The sequence below is a fragment of the Vibrio splendidus genome (genome assembly GCF_001557875.1).
GTDB lineage: Bacteria > Pseudomonadota > Gammaproteobacteria > Enterobacterales > Vibrionaceae > Vibrio > Vibrio splendidus_F.
Window position 1 is genome coordinate 343120 of record NZ_LNRF01000002.1, and the last position, 17276, is coordinate 360395.

General features: G+C 42.5%; 20 protein-coding genes. 2 read left to right on the plus strand and 18 right to left on the minus strand.

The annotated features are described in order from the left end of the window. Window positions 1-7 precede the first annotated feature (7 nt). The 12 genes from tadF to ATB74_RS09245 all read right to left on the minus strand — a co-directional run bounded on the left by tadF (window position 8) and on the right by ATB74_RS09245 (window position 9497). The gene (gene tadF / locus ATB74_RS09190; RefSeq protein ID WP_061018099.1) at window positions 8-565 is read right to left on the minus strand and encodes a tight adherence pilus pseudopilin TadF; all 558 of its coding nucleotides are present in this window, start codon (window positions 563-565) and stop codon (window positions 8-10) included. Then, complete coding sequence (locus tag ATB74_RS09195; protein WP_061018101.1) at window positions 555-1037, minus strand: TadE family protein; 483 nt, start codon at window positions 1035-1037, stop codon at window positions 555-557. The genes tadF and ATB74_RS09195 overlap by 11 nt, the downstream gene beginning before the upstream one ends. After that, window positions 1024-1761 (minus strand): tetratricopeptide repeat protein, encoded by a 738-nt coding sequence (locus ATB74_RS09200; RefSeq protein ID WP_061018103.1) that lies wholly within the window; start codon window positions 1759-1761, stop codon window positions 1024-1026. The genes ATB74_RS09195 and ATB74_RS09200 overlap by 14 nt, the downstream gene beginning before the upstream one ends. A gap of 10 nt (window positions 1762-1771) precedes the next feature. Next, the gene (locus ATB74_RS09205; RefSeq protein WP_048611302.1) at window positions 1772-2614 is read right to left on the minus strand and encodes a type II secretion system F family protein; all 843 of its coding nucleotides are present in this window, start codon (window positions 2612-2614) and stop codon (window positions 1772-1774) included. Then, complete coding sequence (locus ATB74_RS09210) at window positions 2611-3513, minus strand: type II secretion system F family protein (RefSeq protein WP_061018105.1); 903 nt, start codon at window positions 3511-3513, stop codon at window positions 2611-2613. The genes ATB74_RS09205 and ATB74_RS09210 overlap by 4 nt, the downstream gene beginning before the upstream one ends. 1 nt (window position 3514) lies before the next feature. After that, window positions 3515-4786, minus strand: coding sequence for a CpaF family protein (locus ATB74_RS09215; RefSeq protein WP_061018108.1), 1272 nt, complete (start codon window positions 4784-4786; stop codon window positions 3515-3517). Next, window positions 4783-6024 (minus strand): AAA family ATPase, encoded by a 1242-nt coding sequence (locus tag ATB74_RS09220; protein ID WP_061018110.1) that lies wholly within the window; start codon window positions 6022-6024, stop codon window positions 4783-4785. The genes ATB74_RS09215 and ATB74_RS09220 overlap by 4 nt, the downstream gene beginning before the upstream one ends. Beyond that, complete coding sequence (locus ATB74_RS09225; protein WP_061018112.1) at window positions 6024-6503, minus strand: hypothetical protein; 480 nt, start codon at window positions 6501-6503, stop codon at window positions 6024-6026. The genes ATB74_RS09220 and ATB74_RS09225 overlap by 1 nt, the downstream gene beginning before the upstream one ends. Then, on the minus strand, window positions 6500-7870 hold the full coding sequence (locus tag ATB74_RS09230; RefSeq protein WP_061018114.1) for a type II and III secretion system protein family protein: 1371 nt from the start codon (window positions 7868-7870) through the stop codon (window positions 6500-6502). Before ATB74_RS09230 ends, ATB74_RS09225 begins: the two co-directional genes overlap by 4 nt. Beyond that, window positions 7870-8694 carry a Flp pilus assembly protein CpaB gene (cpaB, locus tag ATB74_RS09235; protein WP_061018116.1) on the minus strand — a complete coding sequence of 275 codons (825 nt, stop codon included), beginning with the start codon at window positions 8692-8694 and terminating at the stop codon, window positions 7870-7872. Before cpaB ends, ATB74_RS09230 begins: the two co-directional genes overlap by 1 nt. 22 nt (window positions 8695-8716) lie before the next feature. Next, a complete protein-coding gene (locus ATB74_RS09240; RefSeq protein ID WP_061018118.1) occupies window positions 8717-9142 on the minus strand; it encodes a prepilin peptidase in 426 nt (141 codons plus the stop codon). Between the two features lie 148 nt (window positions 9143-9290). Further along, a complete protein-coding gene (locus tag ATB74_RS09245; RefSeq protein ID WP_061018120.1) occupies window positions 9291-9497 on the minus strand; it encodes a Flp family type IVb pilin in 207 nt (68 codons plus the stop codon). Window positions 9498-9924: 427 nt separating this feature from the next. On the opposite strand from ATB74_RS09245, the gene ATB74_RS09250 reads away from it, so the two are divergent. Together ATB74_RS09250 and ATB74_RS09255 are read left to right on the plus strand one after the other, a co-directional pair. Further along, complete coding sequence (locus ATB74_RS09250) at window positions 9925-10818, plus strand: LysR family transcriptional regulator (protein WP_061018122.1); 894 nt, start codon at window positions 9925-9927, stop codon at window positions 10816-10818. Between the two features lie 587 nt (window positions 10819-11405). Beyond that, the gene (locus ATB74_RS09255) at window positions 11406-12875 is read left to right on the plus strand and encodes a hypothetical protein (RefSeq protein ID WP_061018123.1); all 1470 of its coding nucleotides are present in this window, start codon (window positions 11406-11408) and stop codon (window positions 12873-12875) included. Between the two features lie 6 nt (window positions 12876-12881). On the opposite strand, the gene ATB74_RS09260 is transcribed toward ATB74_RS09255, so the two are convergent. The 6 genes from ATB74_RS09260 to ATB74_RS09285 all read right to left on the minus strand — a co-directional run bounded on the left by ATB74_RS09260 (window position 12882) and on the right by ATB74_RS09285 (window position 17223). Further along, complete coding sequence (locus ATB74_RS09260) at window positions 12882-13058, minus strand: AlpA family transcriptional regulator (RefSeq protein ID WP_060981908.1); 177 nt, start codon at window positions 13056-13058, stop codon at window positions 12882-12884. 129 nt (window positions 13059-13187) lie between these two features. Next, window positions 13188-14318 (minus strand): CRISPR-associated ring nuclease Csm6, encoded by a 1131-nt coding sequence (gene csm6, locus ATB74_RS09265; RefSeq protein ID WP_061018125.1) that lies wholly within the window; start codon window positions 14316-14318, stop codon window positions 13188-13190. A gap of 200 nt (window positions 14319-14518) precedes the next feature. Then, window positions 14519-14848, minus strand: coding sequence for a hypothetical protein (locus ATB74_RS09270; RefSeq protein ID WP_061018127.1), 330 nt, complete (start codon window positions 14846-14848; stop codon window positions 14519-14521). Between the two features lie 94 nt (window positions 14849-14942). Further along, on the minus strand, window positions 14943-15371 hold the full coding sequence (locus tag ATB74_RS09275) for a hypothetical protein (protein ID WP_061018129.1): 429 nt from the start codon (window positions 15369-15371) through the stop codon (window positions 14943-14945). Window positions 15372-15379: 8 nt separating this feature from the next. Continuing rightward, window positions 15380-16306: a DUF726 domain-containing protein gene (locus ATB74_RS09280; protein WP_061018131.1), complete on the minus strand. Its 927-nt coding sequence runs from the start codon at window positions 16304-16306 to the stop codon at window positions 15380-15382. A 107-nt stretch (window positions 16307-16413) separates the two neighbouring features. Next, window positions 16414-17223 carry an EcsC family protein gene (locus tag ATB74_RS09285; RefSeq protein WP_061018133.1) on the minus strand — a complete coding sequence of 270 codons (810 nt, stop codon included), beginning with the start codon at window positions 17221-17223 and terminating at the stop codon, window positions 16414-16416. Window positions 17224-17276 lie beyond the last annotated feature (53 nt).

The window sequence follows — 17276 nt, forward strand, 5'->3', positions numbered from 1 at the left end:
CATTTCATTATCTCCCTGGCATTATTGAAGAAGAGCCAATCTTAACCGTGGTACTGGTGCCACCATTGAAGAAGGGTTTGAACCAAGAACTTTGCTCTTCACAAAGGCTGATACGGTACAGAGGGTAAACAACGCCCTTCTCTACCGGAGCCAGATCTGCATGCGCGAGAATCGAATCCGTTTGGCAATTTAAACTTCTATATTTGCTGGATGTGAACTCAGCAACATCCGTTTTATTGGTCAACGACTCAATCTTGATCGCCACACTATCTACTGGTGTATTGAGCATTCGACTTGCTACTTTCGTCATGTCTAGTAGTTCTGCGCTTGTCACGGCTAAGTTCTTTCCTGCCAACACATCGGCTTCAAAATAACGAGTACGCTCTTTGATGACATTGACTAAGGCAAAGCTGGATCGATCAAGCTTGGCACGCGCGAGTAATTGATAGCTCAAGTCTGCCCCAAACAGATAAACGCCCCATAAGGCCACAAGAATAAAAACTAGCTCAATGGTGTACGAGCCTTGTTGGTACCTTTTGGAAAGCACACATTTCTTACGGAGCATCATCTTTCCACCCCTCATGCTCTAAGTTCAAAACCATGGTGCGTGAAATATCTCTATCTGCGGTGCCAGTAAGTTTAATCACGGGTGTGTAACGATAAGTCACTGTAATTTCAGCTAAATCGTAATTGAAGTTCAAGCCTTGATCAGAGTGCCCCCTGTTCGCGATAAAATCGTCATAGGTTTTGAAGTACTGTCCTGCAATAGAAAACCGTGAGCTATCTATTAAGAAACTCCATAGATTGTCATCGTCTTCGATTAATGACCTGAACTTGTTCTCGTACTGTTCGTTGATCCCTTTGCCTTCATAGATTTTGGTATTCCTGATGGTTTCTCTAAGCGAATACTCGGCCATGTTCACGACATAGATCTGGTAACTCGATTCGAAAATCGCAAAGGTGGCGAAAAACAGAACAAGTGCACCCAACACAAACTCAATCGCCGTCACTCCTTTCTGCATATCAAGACGCTTCATCGTTAACCCCTAGCTGAGTTAATTCAGTGGCAATGCTCTTTATCTCTTCTGCTGAGAAATCGCCTTTAAGTAACTTTTTGGCTGAGTCAATTTGCTGGGTTTTCATCAACGCGATAGCAAGATTTGCTTTGACGATCTTATTTGCTGGCTCTTCTTTTAAAATCGGAGCTAACGTCTCGATCGCCTGCTGGTACTCACCATTGGCCATTTGAATCATCGCAATGTTGTTCTTAACAACGACATCGTCATAACCTCGTAAACGAGCTCGATTAAGCTCTTGGTACGCTTCATCGAATCTTCCAACTTTGGTATATGACACGCCGAGTAAGACGTGAATCTGGCCTGTTATGTTTCCCGCTTCTATAGAAGTTACATACGCAGCAATCGCACTTTCAACGTCATTTTTTGCATCAAACACTTGCCCTTCTAACTGATACAAGTTGGGATTCTCAAACCCCTCTTTTTGCAAGTGTTGAACATAGAAGTCAGCCGACTCGATATCCCCTTTATGGAAATATGCCCAAGCCAGTTTCTCTTTTACCTCTGGGTCTTCCGAGCCTTGTGCTAACTCAGACTTGTAATAGCTAATGAGGCCGTCATAGTTATTCACTTTTTCCATACTAGTGACGTCGGCAAGCTGCAAGTCTTGTTGTGACGGTGCCGATTGACAGCCCACCAATACACTAAGCGCTAGGCCAACGAGACAGATACGTTTTCCAATCACTTGTAACTCCCTATATGTTCAATGTCATTTGCATGATGCTCGGTGCGAGAATCAAGATAACGATCGGAAACATAATGAAGAGAATCAAAGGCACACTCATCTTCGCAGAAAGCTTACCCACCTTCTCCTCGACGGTAAGAATTTGCACTTTTCGCATGTCTTCAGCAAGGTCACTTAACACACTCGCCACGGATGTTCCGTATTGCAGGTTTTGGATGATAGTCAGCACAAAGCTGCGTACTGGCGGCGTCGGGATGCGTTCACTCAGATCATTGAGCGCCTTTTCCAGTCCGTGTATTTTCGCCGAGTCCGATGTGCGTTTAATTTGGTAACAAAGGTCTGAGTCAAATTCAGCCAACTCTTTTCCCAAATAGACCAATGCAGCTTCAATCGTCATACCGGTTTGCACACATACGGACATCATATCGAGCAGATAAGGCAGTTGAGCTGAGGTTCTGCTGATTAACATCTTACGTCGCATTTGCAACAAGGTATCTGGAACGACAATGACGCCAATCAGCGCGAAAATGACTACGACCAGTTTGTTGGTTGATGTCATATCCCCCAAGAGCACCAACCCAGAAACCAACGCCAATACCAGTAACTTGGCAGGGAAATAGAATTTCGCCCACTCGGTGTTGTAATAACCCGCCTCGATCATTTTTTGCTCGAGTTCATGGCGATGTTCTTTACCAAAACGAACGAAAAAACGGTTAACGCGAGAAGGAGCACGAGCCGAGTTGTCTCCAATATAGAGCGCAACTTTCTTATGTCGTTGCTCTTTACGAATAGAGTCGATAATCAAAAAGAGTAGCGAAAAAAACAACACAATAAGGGAAGCCAGTAACATCATGCGCGTACCCCTCTGACTAATAGCCAAACAATGAACAAGCCGAAAAGCTCACTACCCAGTACGTAAAACAATACGATCCTTCCCTCTGGGTCATAGAGAACAAAATCCACATTCTCAGGGTTAACGTAATTAAGAATAATCATAAAAATCAGAGGAATGGCGGCAACGATTTTGGCGGAGATTCGAGCTTCCGAAGTCATCGCCATTTTCTTTTTCTCTAGTGTTCTAGAATCGACCAGCACTCTAATTAACCGCGCTAACACCCCCTTGAGTTGCCCACCTCGAGCAATATTCGCCCTGATCGTCACGGTAAAGAACAGAAACTCTGGGTACGGGTAATTTTTACACGATCGTTGAAGTACAACTTCGGGAGATTCGCCTAACTTCAGTCGCTCTCCCATTAGCTTAAACTCGCGGCCAATTGGGTTGTGCATGACATCGCCGACATAACTGATGGCTTGCATTAAGCTGTCACCCGCGGTGACGGCACTCATTAGAATATTCAACGCGTCAGGGAACGTATTCTCAAAGTCTCGACGCCTTCTTGTTACCAGAAAACGATAGCCGAAAACGGTCAACATCAAAGACGAACCCAGTACCAACCAAGAATTTGTGATTGATAGTAGATCAGTAACGATGTACCAAGACGCGATAAGGCTGCCCGTTATATATAAGGCGATGTACAACGACGATCTCGGGCCCAACACCATTAATGTTGGTGAGATGGAATCTTTGAACTTTTGCCAGCCTTGCTTGCGTACCAATGACTTCACGTTAATCGCATTAAAGTTTTCAGCTTCTGCTTCTTCGATATTGAAAAATTGGTAGACCTTTTTGACCTTTGAATCTCGGATCAAAAGCAGCACAAACGCAAATAGGATTAATGAAATCCAAAGCATGCTATGCCCCCTTAAACGCGGCGATGAGCTCATCATAGAGCCCGAAAAATTGCGCTTTTTTCACAAGCTCAGATCGTTGCATAATGCCGTCGGTGACGAATTCGCCTTTAACAGTTTCTCCGTAATGCGCATCGTCATAACGAAAGCGATAAATCTCTTCCATCACTACGCTCTCGCCTTCAAGACCCACGATTTCAGAGATGCTCGTGATCTTACGAGACCCATCGCGCAATCTGTTGACTTGGACAATCATCTGAACGGCACTCACGATCGTTCTTCGAATCGCATCTAGAGGCTGATTCAAGTTCGCCATCATCACCATGGATTCAACACGGGCAATCGCATCGCGCGGCGTGTTGGCGTGCAACGTAGACATCGAGCCATCGTGCCCCGTATTCATGGCTTGCAGCATTTCAAACGCTTCAGAGCCACGACACTCGCCCAGAATAATGCGGTCTGGACGCATACGAAGCGCGTTGATAACCAACTCACGCTGCGTTACTGCTCCGGTTTGCTCAACACTTGAGGTGCGCGTTTCTAGTCGGACCAAGTTGGGTTGTTGCAGGCGCAGTTCAGCCGCATCTTCAATCGTCACGATACGTTCGTCTTCAGCAATGTATTGAGACAGCGCGTTGAGCAACGTGGTTTTCCCTGAGCCTGTGCCACCAGAAATCAATACATTGATGCGGCAGCGAGAAGCGATCATCAACACTCGCGCCATATCTGGAGACATCGAACCAAAGCCAATCAAATCTTCGAAGCCAATCTGCTGCTCTCTAAACTTACGAATAGAAATCGATGTGCCATCCAGTGAAATCGGCGGAATCACAATATTCACACGGCTGCCATCTTCAAGCCTGGCATCGACTGTTGGAGAAAGCTCATCCACTCGTCTTCCAACACGTGAAGCAATACGCTTTGCTATGGCTAGCAACTGCTCTTCATTCACAAACGAGACCTCGGACTTTTTAACCTTGCCGTGTCGTTCGAAAAAGATGTTGTTGGGCCCGTTCACCATGATGTCTGAGATAGACTGATCTTCGACCAAAGGCTGCAAAGGCCCCAAACCAAACAGTTCATCGATTAAGCTTTTCACCAAACCTGACTTCATCATCGAAGTGATCGGTCTTTGGTAGCTATTAGCGAGTAGATCAACCGCTGCTTGTATCTGAGATTCAAGGTCTCGGCGGCTCATTTTCTGAACCGCTTCTGCATCTAGGGCTTCAAATATTTGGCCACGAAACGCGAGGTATAAGTCTTTGTTAGAACTCATTTAGCACGCACCTTTTTCAACCAAGAATTCATGCCCTTCTGATCCATAGGTTGGCCATTAATCAGCTTCACTAGCTGCTCCATCGAGCGGCTAATGTGGCGGTCATGCTTATGGCCTCGTTTGCCATCGATGATGATGTGTGCCAACGCTTTGCAGTAGTCGACTTCGAGATCAACCTCTGCGCCTAAATACTTAGTCAGATCGGGCTTTTGTAAAACGTAAGCGTTTTCCGGTCGATGGTAGTTCACCACGGTAATCACACGTGTACGCGACGATAACGAAAGCTGTAAGTTGGACACTTTCTCAAACAATCGCTTCGCACTTCTTACCGAAGACACCGACGCATCTAAAACCAGTACCACCACATCAAAGTTTTCTACCAAGAGTTGAGGTTCAACTTTGAAATCCACACCACCTGAAAAGTCTTCAATAATGAAGTTAGCGTTACGCGCTAACAACTCACACAAAGTTTGGTTGTAATTAAGAACATCGGTTTGACTCATGTCGCCATCAATCGCCAACAGACGTAAATTCTTGCGAGCGTTAATTAAGTAACTCAGCGCTCCTTCTTCATCCATTTCATGCAATGGCGCAGTAAACTCATCAATGGTTCTCGGCTTAAAGTCTTTTAGCCCAAGCAAAACGTCAATATTGGTATCGGCATATTGATGGTCGACAAGAATCGTGTCCGAGCCTTGAGTCGACAACAGTGAACCCAACTCAGTAGTGATAAACGACGCACCTACGCCACCTTTAGCGCCGACAATCGCTACTCGCTTAGCTTTACGTTTTTGGCTCACACCAGAGAAAGTCTTAAGGTTCTTGCTCACGTGAGTTAAGAAGTCCGCAAACTCCTGCTTGTTCACCGGCCAGAAAACGTAGTAAAAACCCATGTCTTTGAGCGAACGCAGCGTAGAAATGGCGTCCTCTTTGCCAATCACCACGACCCCTTTGTGTGTAGGCAGTTTGCTAGCAAAAGATTTAGCATCTTCAACAACATTGGTTGATTCATTAAGTTCCAGAATAACGATATGACTACTCTGTTGTTCTGTTAGTTTGGTCAAGCCCGCTTTGGCTTTGACGCATGCAGGATCACTCCACCCTTCAAAACGGAATACTTCTTGAACAAGGTCTAAACACTCTTGAGATTGATAGAACAAAGTACACCCGGCAACGCCTGTTGTTGCTGTCGGAGTTGGCTTGGCCTTTGTTGTTAATGCTTTCGTCAGGTCAAACATTATTGTTCTCCTACCAATCTTGATTTGTAGGCCACTTGCTTCAAGCGCATCGACTCAGCAAAACAGTCTGGCTGCCTCAAACGAACATGGATCTGTGCTGGCGTGCATTCTTGAGTCTTCAAACGTGTTAGCGTCACCTGGATATTTAAGTCGCTAGGCAACAGCTGAGCACTTCGGTACACCACTCTTTGTGGTGCGATAACATGCGATGGATATTGCTTGAAAATATCTTGCAACATCGCTTTGCTACGAATTGATTTGTAATCCACGATATACGTAGCTTCTTTGTCCATGGATTCAATATCTTGAATTAACCCTTTAAGCTGCTTGGCCGTTTCGCCACGGTTTTTCATCGCAAACTCAAAGCTGTGATGCTCTTTGTACACCAAGGCTTCAGAACCATGCCCGACAAAGTATTGCTCCGAGGCGCAGCCCAAAAGTGAAGAGGTAAATAACGCCATCAATAATAATTTCTTCATTGGATAAACCCTCCTTGCGACAACAAACGAATCGTTGCATCAGAAGACGTCACCGCCTTGCCATCCCATTTGACATTGAGCCAACGCGCTAATGTAGAGGTCTTCTTGATGTAAGGCAGTTGAATGTCTTTCGGTTTCATCGGTTCCACAAGGTTCACGGTCGCAACAATGATCAATTCAGTGCGCTTTCTTTCTGTGGTTGCTTTTCGGAATGCAGCACCAAGTACTGGAATATCGCCAACAAAAGGGATTTTTTGCATTTTTTCCAAGTCAGCACTGCTCATCAAGCCACCAAGAACGAAACTGTCGCCATCGGCCAGTTCAACGGTTGTCATGGCACGTCGTGAAGCCAATTGTGGGACTTTGATTCCTGCAGCTTCGACATAGCCCTCAACTTCGCTCACTTCCGGCGCTAACTGCATGCGGATCTTATCTTGGCTCAGCACTTTGGCAGTAAGGTCGAGTTTGATGCCGAACTCTTTGAATGAAATGTTCACGTTACTGCTGGTAGAAACGATAACGGGTACTTCACCACCCACAAGGAAACTTGCAGATTCACCAGATAACACGGTTAAGTTAGGCTCAGCCAAAACTTCTGCAATCTGATCGTTACCTAACGCAGTGATTAATGTACTTAGGTTAGCTGCATCGAACTGGTCGAAAACAAACTCGCCAACACTCGAGCCCACTGAGCTCCAATCGACTCCAACGGTTTGACCAAAAGATTCTGTTACTTGAGCCACCGATATTTTGACGTTCACCTGCTGGGTGGTCGCGACTTCAATACGTTCGATGATCCCTTCCCATGTCATATTGCGGGCAAAGACCATGCTTTCCGGCTCTTCATAATCAGAGTTGTCGGATTTAAACTCTAGCTTCTCAGTTTTATCCCACTTCTCGGTCTTTTCTCGTCCTAGCAGAGTAGCAACTAAACGATAGATGTCGTCACGAGTTGCTTCCGAATCCACAAGGCCACTAACCGCGACTTGCTCTCCCACTGATTGAACCTTGACCTTGGCATCAGGGAAATGAAATCTGAGTTGACGCCTAATATCCGTCAGATTCAAATCAACAATGATGCGATCGGATAGCAATACCTCGTCGTCAATTCCGTAGACGATCAGGCGTGACTGCCCAATACCATTGGCGAACACGACTAGGGTGTTGTCATTGATTACCTTGTAGTCAACGATATCAGGGTTATTAATGAACACTTGGCCAATCGAGCTGTTGAATTTGATGTGCTGACCATCGTTGAGCGTAATGGAGCGATCGGCAGCAAAACTGTTTGTTATAAAAAGTAAGCCAATCAGCGGTGCTAAGATGGAAACACGCAGTGCTTGCTTGATTCGATGATGGATCATCATTACAACGCCTCTCTAGAGTTATTCTCATTGCCACGTAGCTCAGCAATACCGGTATAGTTATCGATAATGTTGCGTACCTCCACGACCTCAGGTTGCGTATAGGTTTGGCTTCGATAAATTTCGATGTGCATTGTGCGTTGTGCTAGCGCGAGTTTTGGTAATTCATCAGGCTTAACTTCGATGACCACCGTAGTCAAACCGTCCTCTTTGCTCGGCGCTCGAGCGGTAATTGAACTGTCACCAGTTTCGTCATTTCCGATGTTGAGAACTTTGACATTTTTAAGAAACATCGAGGCCTTCACCCCTCGAAAGCGCTTTGGCTTATCGATATTTCCAGCCAAATTGGCATTAGGAGAACTCACTGTGAGGATATCGATATACGAACCCGGTCGGATGTAATCGTTGATTAGGTTTTTGTCACTGACTTTAAGTGGGTATAGCGTCATGCCTTCCGTTATCAAAAGATCGACATATCCTGGCTGTCCTGGTGTCACTTGATATTCAGGCATTACCACCTCACTGGCGTTAAGGTTTCGATTTAACAAAGTGGAAGGTGCAAAGCTGATTTGAGCGTCTTCTCTAACACCCAGTGTTAATGCTTCACTCAAAGGAATCTGTTTCTTGACGACCCCTTGTGCATCGATCGCACGCCCTTTTTCGTAGGTTTTGGTGGTCATCCACACCGCAACATGTTCTTCATTTTTTTCAACGACCACTTCAGCCGCCACTTTCGGTTGGGGCTCACTCTTGAACAGGTCGATAACGCCTAGCGCACCCACGATTAAGGCAGCAATGGCCACAAGTAATACCAGTCGGGATCTCATAATGTGCTCATTTTTTGGAGGTTCATATATGTGGCGTAGATTGAGTTAAAATTACTAAGTAAAATCCAATGCTAATTGCTATTCCATATGGAATACCCTCTTGGTTATGGGCATTCCCTCTTATTAATTTTTTACTTATTAGATAAGTAAGTGCTAAAATACCACCAGCAAAAGCCGTCAGAATATACGCCAATAACAAGTCATTAACAGGGATGACAAGTGACAAAATAACGGCGTATTTAATATCACCCGCTCCAATCCAAATCAGCTTATAAAGAATAAGCCCTCCACCTAACATCAGTAAAAAACTCATAATTTGGATATCTAATGGGGATATGAAACACTGCAAGAAGAGTAGTACGAGCAAGGCGTAATTTTGTATCTTACGATAGAGAAAATCAGTAGCCGACACATATATACTCAATATTGCCAAAGTCACTAAATACAATTCATGACTAAAAATTGGAAATACCACCTAAGTTTGGTTAAAACAAAACTTATTTTACATCGTAAATTAACCAAGCCAGACCAATGTAAACACAGGTCTGGCATGAATATCTCTCGATATCTTCTACACTAGCCAATAAGGCTTGATGCTAGCTGCTAGCAGTATCAATAGCCGTAGCTACATCTTCAAAAGCACCTTCTAGCTTGCCTATGAAGCCATCAGCACCTACCGCTGTAGTCACTAACACAGCCATTGCAACAGCAATAAGACCATATTCAATCGCAGTTACGCCGCGCTCATCGTTCTTGAATTGTGATATAAACATGCTTGTTTTCACGTATAGCTTAGTAATCATTATTTGTTCCTATAAGGGCTATTGAAAATTCGTCGCCATTATAATTATCCCACCCACTCAGGGGAAAATACCCCCTATCGACTTTATCAATAGATAGAGCAAAAATTGATCAAAACAAAAAGATTAAAATTAAACAAAAATACAACAAACCCTTACTCAACAAAGAGTTACAATAAAAAACACTGTCCATTAACTATATTAATTTAAATTTATAAACTTTAAAAAGTAAGATATAGCTCAATCTTTTTACTTATATAAATCTTATATAAATCTTATATAACCTTTAGCTATAATCCCCTTTGAAATTTACCAAACTTTATTACTCATTATAAAACCTGTTGAAATACAATTATCATCACGCTATTGTTCTTCGAATCAACAAACAATAATAAATATAACTTCTTTGTGTCAAAAGGTTAGTCGAATCATGAAACTACATTTCGAAAATATTGTTTCGTTCATAGCAGTAGTTGAAGAAGGTTCATTTAGCTCTGCTGCACGCAAGCTTGGAAAATCACAGTCAACAGTTAGCACTGCTGTCCAAAATCTTGAGTCAGACTTAGGTTTCAATGTATTTAATAGAGAGCACTCTAAAGTCTGGTTAACAGAGAAAGGGGAACGCCTATTCCAATTATCTTTACCCGTGGTGTCAAAATATCGGGAATTAATAACCGTTGCCCAACAGATGAATATATCTGACCAGATAGTTTACCGAGTGGGTATCGATCCATTAGTGTTCAATAAAAACGTAAAGAAGACACTACTAGCATTCTCAGAAGCATTCCCGAATGTTGACCTACTTGTCGTGACGAAACCCAGCTTCGTGTTAGGTAACTATATAAACGAAGGGAAGATAGACCTAGCGCTAGGTAACCCGTATCACAAGACAAATTACGACTTCAACATCGAGGAACTATTCCACGTTAACTGTTGGTGGGTGGCTCATGAAGACTTAGTAACCTTAAAGTCCCAAGCACCATCACAGCGAGTTCTATTAATGGATGGTTGTGAAGAGCTACTTAACTTGTCAAACATCGCAGCATATAACCTATGGCGACTGGATGATTTAGGAACCATCATCGATTTATGTAAAGCTCAAAAAGGCATCGCCTTTCTGCCAGGGTTTCTCATCGAAGGTAACATCAAAGAACATAAGCTTAAGGTTATTACAGATCACCCTGACTTTTTTGGTAAACGAGTTATTGCATCCCTCTTCTGGCAAATACATTCTGATTTTAGCTTGTTTAATCAGTGGATCAAAAAGGAGCTACAAACCAGCACTCAATATAAACAAACATTTGTTGCTGATTTAGCTCAATAACGTTCTATTAAAATCTGGCAATCACGCTCTATTACACTCACCAATATCGGGCGTGATACATAATAAATCAACACATCTTGATATATCTCTGAAACGAACCATAGATAATAGATATAACTAACATCGTTATATTTTGTTTATTCTATAGCTCACCAATTAAAACTCAACGGTACCTATAACCTTTTATTGTTTCGATTTAATTGATAAAAATAACTTAAGAGTATTTATCGCCTTACTCGTCATTTACTGCGCGCTGGTTTATCCCCGTCTAGTCGATCTGGGGCGACTTAGCTTTCGCTTAACCTCATACAAACGATGTAGATGACTAGAAGAAAGGCTGATGATGGTAACTACACTCATCCCAGATTGCAGAGACACGCGAAGCCTCATTAAGTCTACAACGCCGACTGGCAAGACATACAGAGGCTCATCATAACTGGAAGGTTGTATCGGAATTACAGACACAAAAAAGCCCACATGACTTTCATTTGAACAACCACGGCTACCTTCAAGTACATATCAGACTCAATAAGTATCGATCCTTAAAAACTGGAAACAGTGCTCGCAACTTACCACTAGATTGCTTGATGCCTATTCACTGGCAAAAGAAGCTCATATCATTTATCGACAAATCTAAACTTAGCTCTCAAAAGACAAATGCTTTAATTTTTCAGGATCCTAAAAGACTAAAAAACGCATTTACATTACTTACTGTCGTCTTAAAAGAGATCACCCAAGACGATAAACTTAGGTTTCATCACTTACGGCACAGCTTTGCAAATTGGAATTGGTTATTAATCAATTTCAATCGCTACCCTACTAATAACCTCCCTCTGCCGTTGCAGCACAATTTCTTCTCGGCAGATAGGCAAAACCAGCTATTTCATCGCTTGGGTGTGTGCACTAATACAAGGAAAAAGGCATTTGTACTATCACGTTTACTTGGACATGGCACCATTGAAACGACATTCAGGTCTTATATACACCTAGCCGCCCTTCATATTTACTTATTAAATAGGAGTCGAAATGAGTCTCCCCTTCACTTATTGCAGTATAGTATTGATTACACAGTAAAACTCGATAACAAGAGTATGAGGCCAATCCGAAATGACAAACCGCTGGCTCTTTATCATGACGCACTACCAATGACTATGGTTGGAAAATCCAAACCCGACCTTGAACGATCTCTTGAGCTACTTATTAACAAAGAAGAGAGAAAACCTTCGTCGAACAGTGTTCCCATTGCTGACGTTTTTAAATGCACTTCCCTATTAAGTTATGGTTACTCTATAAAACAAGCCGCAGAATTAACAAAGATATCTGCACAGCTCATAACTCGGATTGCACTTAGGCTGGAATCACATCGCGAGATTTACACGAGAAGATCCAAAAACACCCTTCCTGAGTTTTGCGGCATAAACAGGCTAAATCAATATCAAATAGATCAACTCAACTTTTTTATGCAGCAATTTGATAAATCGTTGCAATCAGAGGCGCTACGTAATGTCAAGATCAACCTATCCCAAGTCACCAAAGCGCTTCACCATTGTGTAGGGGCTAAAGGACACTTAGTTCGAACGCATGATATAAAGACCGTCGCATTCTTACTCAAAACCATGAAAGTGATTGGCATTAAGGATGAGCACGTAAGAATTAAATGGCATTTTTCTCATAAACTAGCGTCCGATGAAATAACGATTGATAAAGTCATTTCTCATTACCGATATTGGGAACAGTTAGTGCAAAGCCGAGTTGGCTTTAATGCCACAACTATTGAAGCAGTTATCCCACATAGATATGATCGGTTATCTCAAAAAATGACAGCAATTGGTGTCGATATACACCGTTCGGATGAAGCTAAGTTTCTTGGCTATCATGAAAAAGGAAACATTAGCATCCACCTGCTTCAGACCAAAAAAGAGAACCGTGATTCACTCACAAAAGAATTTAGGAAACTGGTGCCGATGAGCCCACAGCGAAGCAGGTCATACATTACGTTTCTTCAATTACTGGATGTTTATTTGGATGTGATCCCGTTACCTTTAAACATCGACTAGCTGCAATCATCGCTGCTTTACACACTCTTTCATCCACTCTTCTACATCACTGTCGATCCAAGCAACGGCCCTCTCCCCTATAGGTACGGGCTTAGGAAATGAGCCCTCACTCATCTTTCGATAAATAGAAGACCTACTTAAAGCGGTCTTTGTCATGACTTCTTTTATTTTCAGAAATCTCATTGGTATACCTTACTTATACTGACTCACAAAGAAGATACACCATGCCATCAAAAATCCTATGATCACACCTGCGTTAACGCACTAATGTTAAATGGGTCCAAGGTTTTCAGACCAAACATTTGTTGAGCGTCAGACAACCAGCCCATCCACCTCAATAGTAATACCACTATTGACACTATAACTCGCACCGGCTTTGGCACCATCAGAGTGCACTTTGATTTTTTCCACGATATCTGGAACTAAACGCCCTTCTAACGTTTTATGGAATGCACTTAATGACTGACGTACGAAGTCTTTCGTCAATTTAGGTGTCAATTCAAAATCATTCTGACGCCACTGCCCCTCGTCTTCTAAACCCATGCTTTTGTACAAACGCACGTCGGCTTTCATTGAGTCTAATACTTCTAAATATTCACGCGTTTGGTCAACGTCTTCTTCAAATATTCGCCCCAACGTTTCCGTTCTCATGGCTTTTTTGACGAAGAATAAGTAAATCGCTAGCGCTTTAGCTGTAAGTTTTACAGGTACACCAGCCACATCTAATGTCTTATCCTTAGTCGAAATTTTTACTTTAATTTCCGAGCTATGTGCACTATTCAAAGCTGATACAGTTTTTGAAAACGAATGGCTTTGCATTTGGTTGTAAATTGACTCATCAACTTGACGACGCATTCTTACAAACGGGATTTCAGCCAGGGTGACATTAGCGTCCTTGGTGTTTACGACCTTTTTTTTATCTCTCCCGACGATGTACTTGTCGTAAGGAGTTGGGTAATAAAATTCACTCACAAACTCAAAATCATCGTCTACGAACACATGACTCAGCACATCTTGCTCACGGCCATACAAAGACATTGCGTAGCCCATGTAAAAAGCCATTGTCTTTCGTCCGCCAGCAATTGAAGCATGAATCGCAACATCGTCATTGCGAGTCAACTCCTCTACTTTCTGTGTAATAAAGTCAGCCATGACGACTTGGTCTGCTTCGGCCTTTGCATCATCTAACACATTGCCCTCTTCATCAGAGATCAACCAAATATTCTCAGAACTAAACTCAATGTCTGGAAGTTGATAATCTTCTATTAACTTGTTCCAATAACCATCTTGAAACAACCCTTCTTCTAACGTTAGCTTAGAGTTAGCGGTAGTAATCACAAATACTTCATCAGGCATTGTTTTACCTTGATGATTCAATGCAAACAGCGTTTCAGTTAGGACTTGAGGGCTTGCGCCTGTCACGGCTACCAAAATATTTTTCAAAATAGGCTCACTAAGTTATTTGGTCTTGTATGAAAAAGAAGGACTTAATAGTTATGCTATCGTCTAGATACCATAAAATTCGTCATCATCTGTTTGGTCTGTCTCCTGATTGATAATCTTTCCACAGCCTAAACAATCTGGGGTTAAGTCAGTTGGCATCATAATTATCAAACCACAGTGTGGGCATAGATCACCTTGTGTTAGCATTCACTTAGCTCCCCAAACGCTACAATATAGCTACCGCCCCAGCCAGTATTGTGCTCTATACAAACACCATTGCGAACTTTCAGCATGCTACAAAGCAGCTCTACCGTAAGTTCAACATCAGAAATATCAAAACCAACAGCTTGAGATAATTCATTGTTGATATAAACAAACTCACCAGCTTCTAAACAAAAACCGAATAGAAACGTCGGATCTTCCTCAAGCTTATCCCAACTCTGCACGCCCTCTCCTGCAATTTGAACTCCAGAAAACGGGGCGAACAGCGGTGTCTCATCACCTTGAATTTTTACCAATTGTATCGTCATATGCGCTAAACCCTTGTTTGTTCGAACGCTATGATAAAAGTTAGATAATTCAGATTGGTATTCTTAAGCTTATGAACTCGCCCATACACTGTAATTAATGTACTTCAAAACCCTCTGCCGCTGGCTCACCTTGATACAAGCTCTCAGATATCATTTTATCGAACTCATCGGCATCAACATCGAACAAGCTCCAAAATGTGTTGAACGACTCTCTAGAATAAGGAAATAGATACAGAGCACTCATTGTGGCGAGGTCACCGTCGTCCGTATGAGACAAGATTGACTTACAGACAGATAACTCTGAATTCAATAAGTTAATTTTTGTGTCATTTAAATCTGATTCATTAACACCTAACGAATAGTACATAGAGACTCGAGCTGTATAGTTAGTCGATGACACACTAATCCGGCGCTCCGTCATTGGGTTATCGAGTACCAGACCACCGTCATCACTTAATTCAGAGTTCAGAATGAAATGATTAAACTCTAAATGTTCAACTATAGATTGTACTTGTGGAATCATTTCGTGCCTCAATAACTGATATGTAGCATTGCTAACTTATCCTTTTCCAACAGGCTAAGTTCGCTTTTTAAGTATTGGCCGAGTTCTTTTTGTTTAAACTCTGTGTGGCCTTGAGCGTATTTTGTTACGTCTAGATTGAGCGTGTGACAGTGAAGATCCATCACAGGACTTAACCCTGCGGGCTCATGATCCCATAAAGTCCCTAATTTGTAGGAACTTTTTAAGACATAATCCTTTTGGGACGTGCAATTGATTAGCTTTAAGTTGTCATTCCTATCAAGAATAGCTTGCCACTGTTCATCTTCACTTGAGACAGCGCCAGCGAAAATATAAGCAACCGAAACTAGATTACGTGTCGTTAACTCATTTAGAGTATGCCTGACTATACGACCACCTAAAGAGTGTCCCATTAAAATACAGTTTTCAAACTCTGACTGCTGCTCTAGATAGTTCGCAAACCCTCTTCCGACATGGCGAGTTTCATGAAAGCACGTCTTCCAATGTCCCGCTACTTTATCGACAACAATTGCACCCACAGTACTCGCTATACCTAGAATGGTACTACGTGCAGCAACCATAGCAGCAAAACCAAGCTTTCCGTTACTTGATGCTGGTATATTTGGTACCGCACCTTTATCAAAAACCATATCGGTAAAGTTGCCTGCTTTCCAATCAACACGAATAACTTTATTGGTTGGATAAAGCTCATCAACCACTTCTAACCAATCTTTTGAGCATTTACTGTTTTCAGACAGAAATCCGTTGATAATAAAAACAGCAGGAAGCTTGCCTTCACGTACTTGAACAAGTTCACAAGATTCTTCATCTCGTGGTTCTAAGTCCTGTGCACTTGGCTCGGTTAATGAATCCTTGAGGCTTTTGAGCAGAGGGTTGATGTCAAAGCTAGGCAATGACGCTTTGAATTTGTTAAACATAGCTATTTACCCTTGATTACTTTACGCGCTTTGAACACGGTTGAAATAACGCCCACGAGGAACATAACGAATACAAACAGGACAAGAAGTTTGATCATCACTTAACCTTAAATCGAAAGTAGATCGTATTGTTGTTTTACTAACTCTTGTCCGTATTGGCGTTCAAGTCGGCGAACAATAAAGTGCCCTTTTGCCATGTCTTGGAAGTGGTCAATAAACATCGTATTGATAGCTGCGCCACCAACAGCACCAATGGCAGGAACTGCCTGAGCTGCTGCTTTTTGAGTAATCTGAACGCCAAAACGTTCCGCAATTAAAGTCATAAAGCGAACTAACACTGGTGCTGCTTCCTGAGCCAAACCATGTTTCGCAATATGTTCCACAGCTTCAGTAGTTGCTCGTGCTAGCATTGCACGAATAGCAAAGTAACCCGACTCTGCGCCATCATCATCTTTACTATTTCCACCTAATGCAAACACCTGTAAGCACGCAAGCTTTGTCTCGTCATCATTTATCGATTCACCTTGCTCTCGGGCAATATCACCAATAGAGCGCAGCATCAGCGTCGTTGAGACAGGCAATTCAATAGATAATGCTGCAATACCAAAGAAACCACCTATTGCCCCGCTGGTTGCCGCGCCAAGCTTATGCCAAATATTAGATGACTCTTCTCCGGGAGTATCTTTCATTGTATAGAGCGCTGCAGAAGCCGACTTATCAAGCGCTGTGTGTGTCACACGACCAATCTTCTTATTCCAATCTTCTGGAAGCTTTTCAATAAGAAGCTCTATTGGTGTTCCAACAAAGTCGGTAACTTTGGCGGCTAGGCCAGGGTTTTCTAAAAGAGATTTCGCAGTTTTGAGTTCAGAAAGGTGTTGAGAGCGAATTGTTTGTTGAGTAAAGTTTGATTGAGACATTATTTAACCTGTTAAATAGATTCACATATTCCATTCGTTCGTTAGACTTCCTT

What these genes read in the sequence shown, in the direction of transcription:
- ATB74_RS09195 (WP_061018101.1), bottom strand. Translation starts at nt 1,037, where the DNA reads ATGAAGCGTCTTGATATGCAGAAAGGAGTGACGGCGATTGAGTTTGTG.
- ATB74_RS09270 (WP_061018127.1), bottom strand. Translation starts at nt 14,848, where the DNA reads ATGACGATACAATTGGTAAAAATTCAAGGTGATGAGACACCGCTGTTC.
- ATB74_RS09230 (WP_061018114.1), bottom strand. Translation starts at nt 7,870, where the DNA reads ATGATGATCCATCATCGAATCAAGCAAGCACTGCGTGTTTCCATCTTA.
- ATB74_RS09215 (WP_061018108.1), bottom strand. Translation starts at nt 4,786, where the DNA reads ATGAGTTCTAACAAAGACTTATACCTCGCGTTTCGTGGCCAAATATTT.
- ATB74_RS09280 (WP_061018131.1), bottom strand. Translation starts at nt 16,306, where the DNA reads ATGTTTAACAAATTCAAAGCGTCATTGCCTAGCTTTGACATCAACCCT.
- ATB74_RS09255 (WP_061018123.1), top strand. Translation starts at nt 11,406, where the DNA reads ATGCCTATTCACTGGCAAAAGAAGCTCATATCATTTATCGACAAATCT.
- ATB74_RS09285 (WP_061018133.1), bottom strand. Translation starts at nt 17,223, where the DNA reads ATGTCTCAATCAAACTTTACTCAACAAACAATTCGCTCTCAACACCTT.
- ATB74_RS09275 (WP_061018129.1), bottom strand. Translation starts at nt 15,371, where the DNA reads ATGATTCCACAAGTACAATCTATAGTTGAACATTTAGAGTTTAATCAT.
- ATB74_RS09245 (WP_061018120.1), bottom strand. Translation starts at nt 9,497, where the DNA reads ATGATTACTAAGCTATACGTGAAAACAAGCATGTTTATATCACAATTC.
- cpaB (WP_061018116.1), bottom strand. Translation starts at nt 8,694, where the DNA reads ATGAGATCCCGACTGGTATTACTTGTGGCCATTGCTGCCTTAATCGTG.
- ATB74_RS09260 (WP_060981908.1), bottom strand. Translation starts at nt 13,058, where the DNA reads ATGAGATTTCTGAAAATAAAAGAAGTCATGACAAAGACCGCTTTAAGT.
- ATB74_RS09205 (WP_048611302.1), bottom strand. Translation starts at nt 2,614, where the DNA reads ATGATGTTACTGGCTTCCCTTATTGTGTTGTTTTTTTCGCTACTCTTT.
- ATB74_RS09210 (WP_061018105.1), bottom strand. Translation starts at nt 3,513, where the DNA reads ATGCTTTGGATTTCATTAATCCTATTTGCGTTTGTGCTGCTTTTGATC.
- tadF (WP_061018099.1), bottom strand. Translation starts at nt 565, where the DNA reads ATGCTCCGTAAGAAATGTGTGCTTTCCAAAAGGTACCAACAAGGCTCG.
- ATB74_RS09220 (WP_061018110.1), bottom strand. Translation starts at nt 6,024, where the DNA reads ATGTTTGACCTGACGAAAGCATTAACAACAAAGGCCAAGCCAACTCCG.
- ATB74_RS09225 (WP_061018112.1), bottom strand. Translation starts at nt 6,503, where the DNA reads ATGAAGAAATTATTATTGATGGCGTTATTTACCTCTTCACTTTTGGGC.
- ATB74_RS09250 (WP_061018122.1), top strand. Translation starts at nt 9,925, where the DNA reads ATGAAACTACATTTCGAAAATATTGTTTCGTTCATAGCAGTAGTTGAA.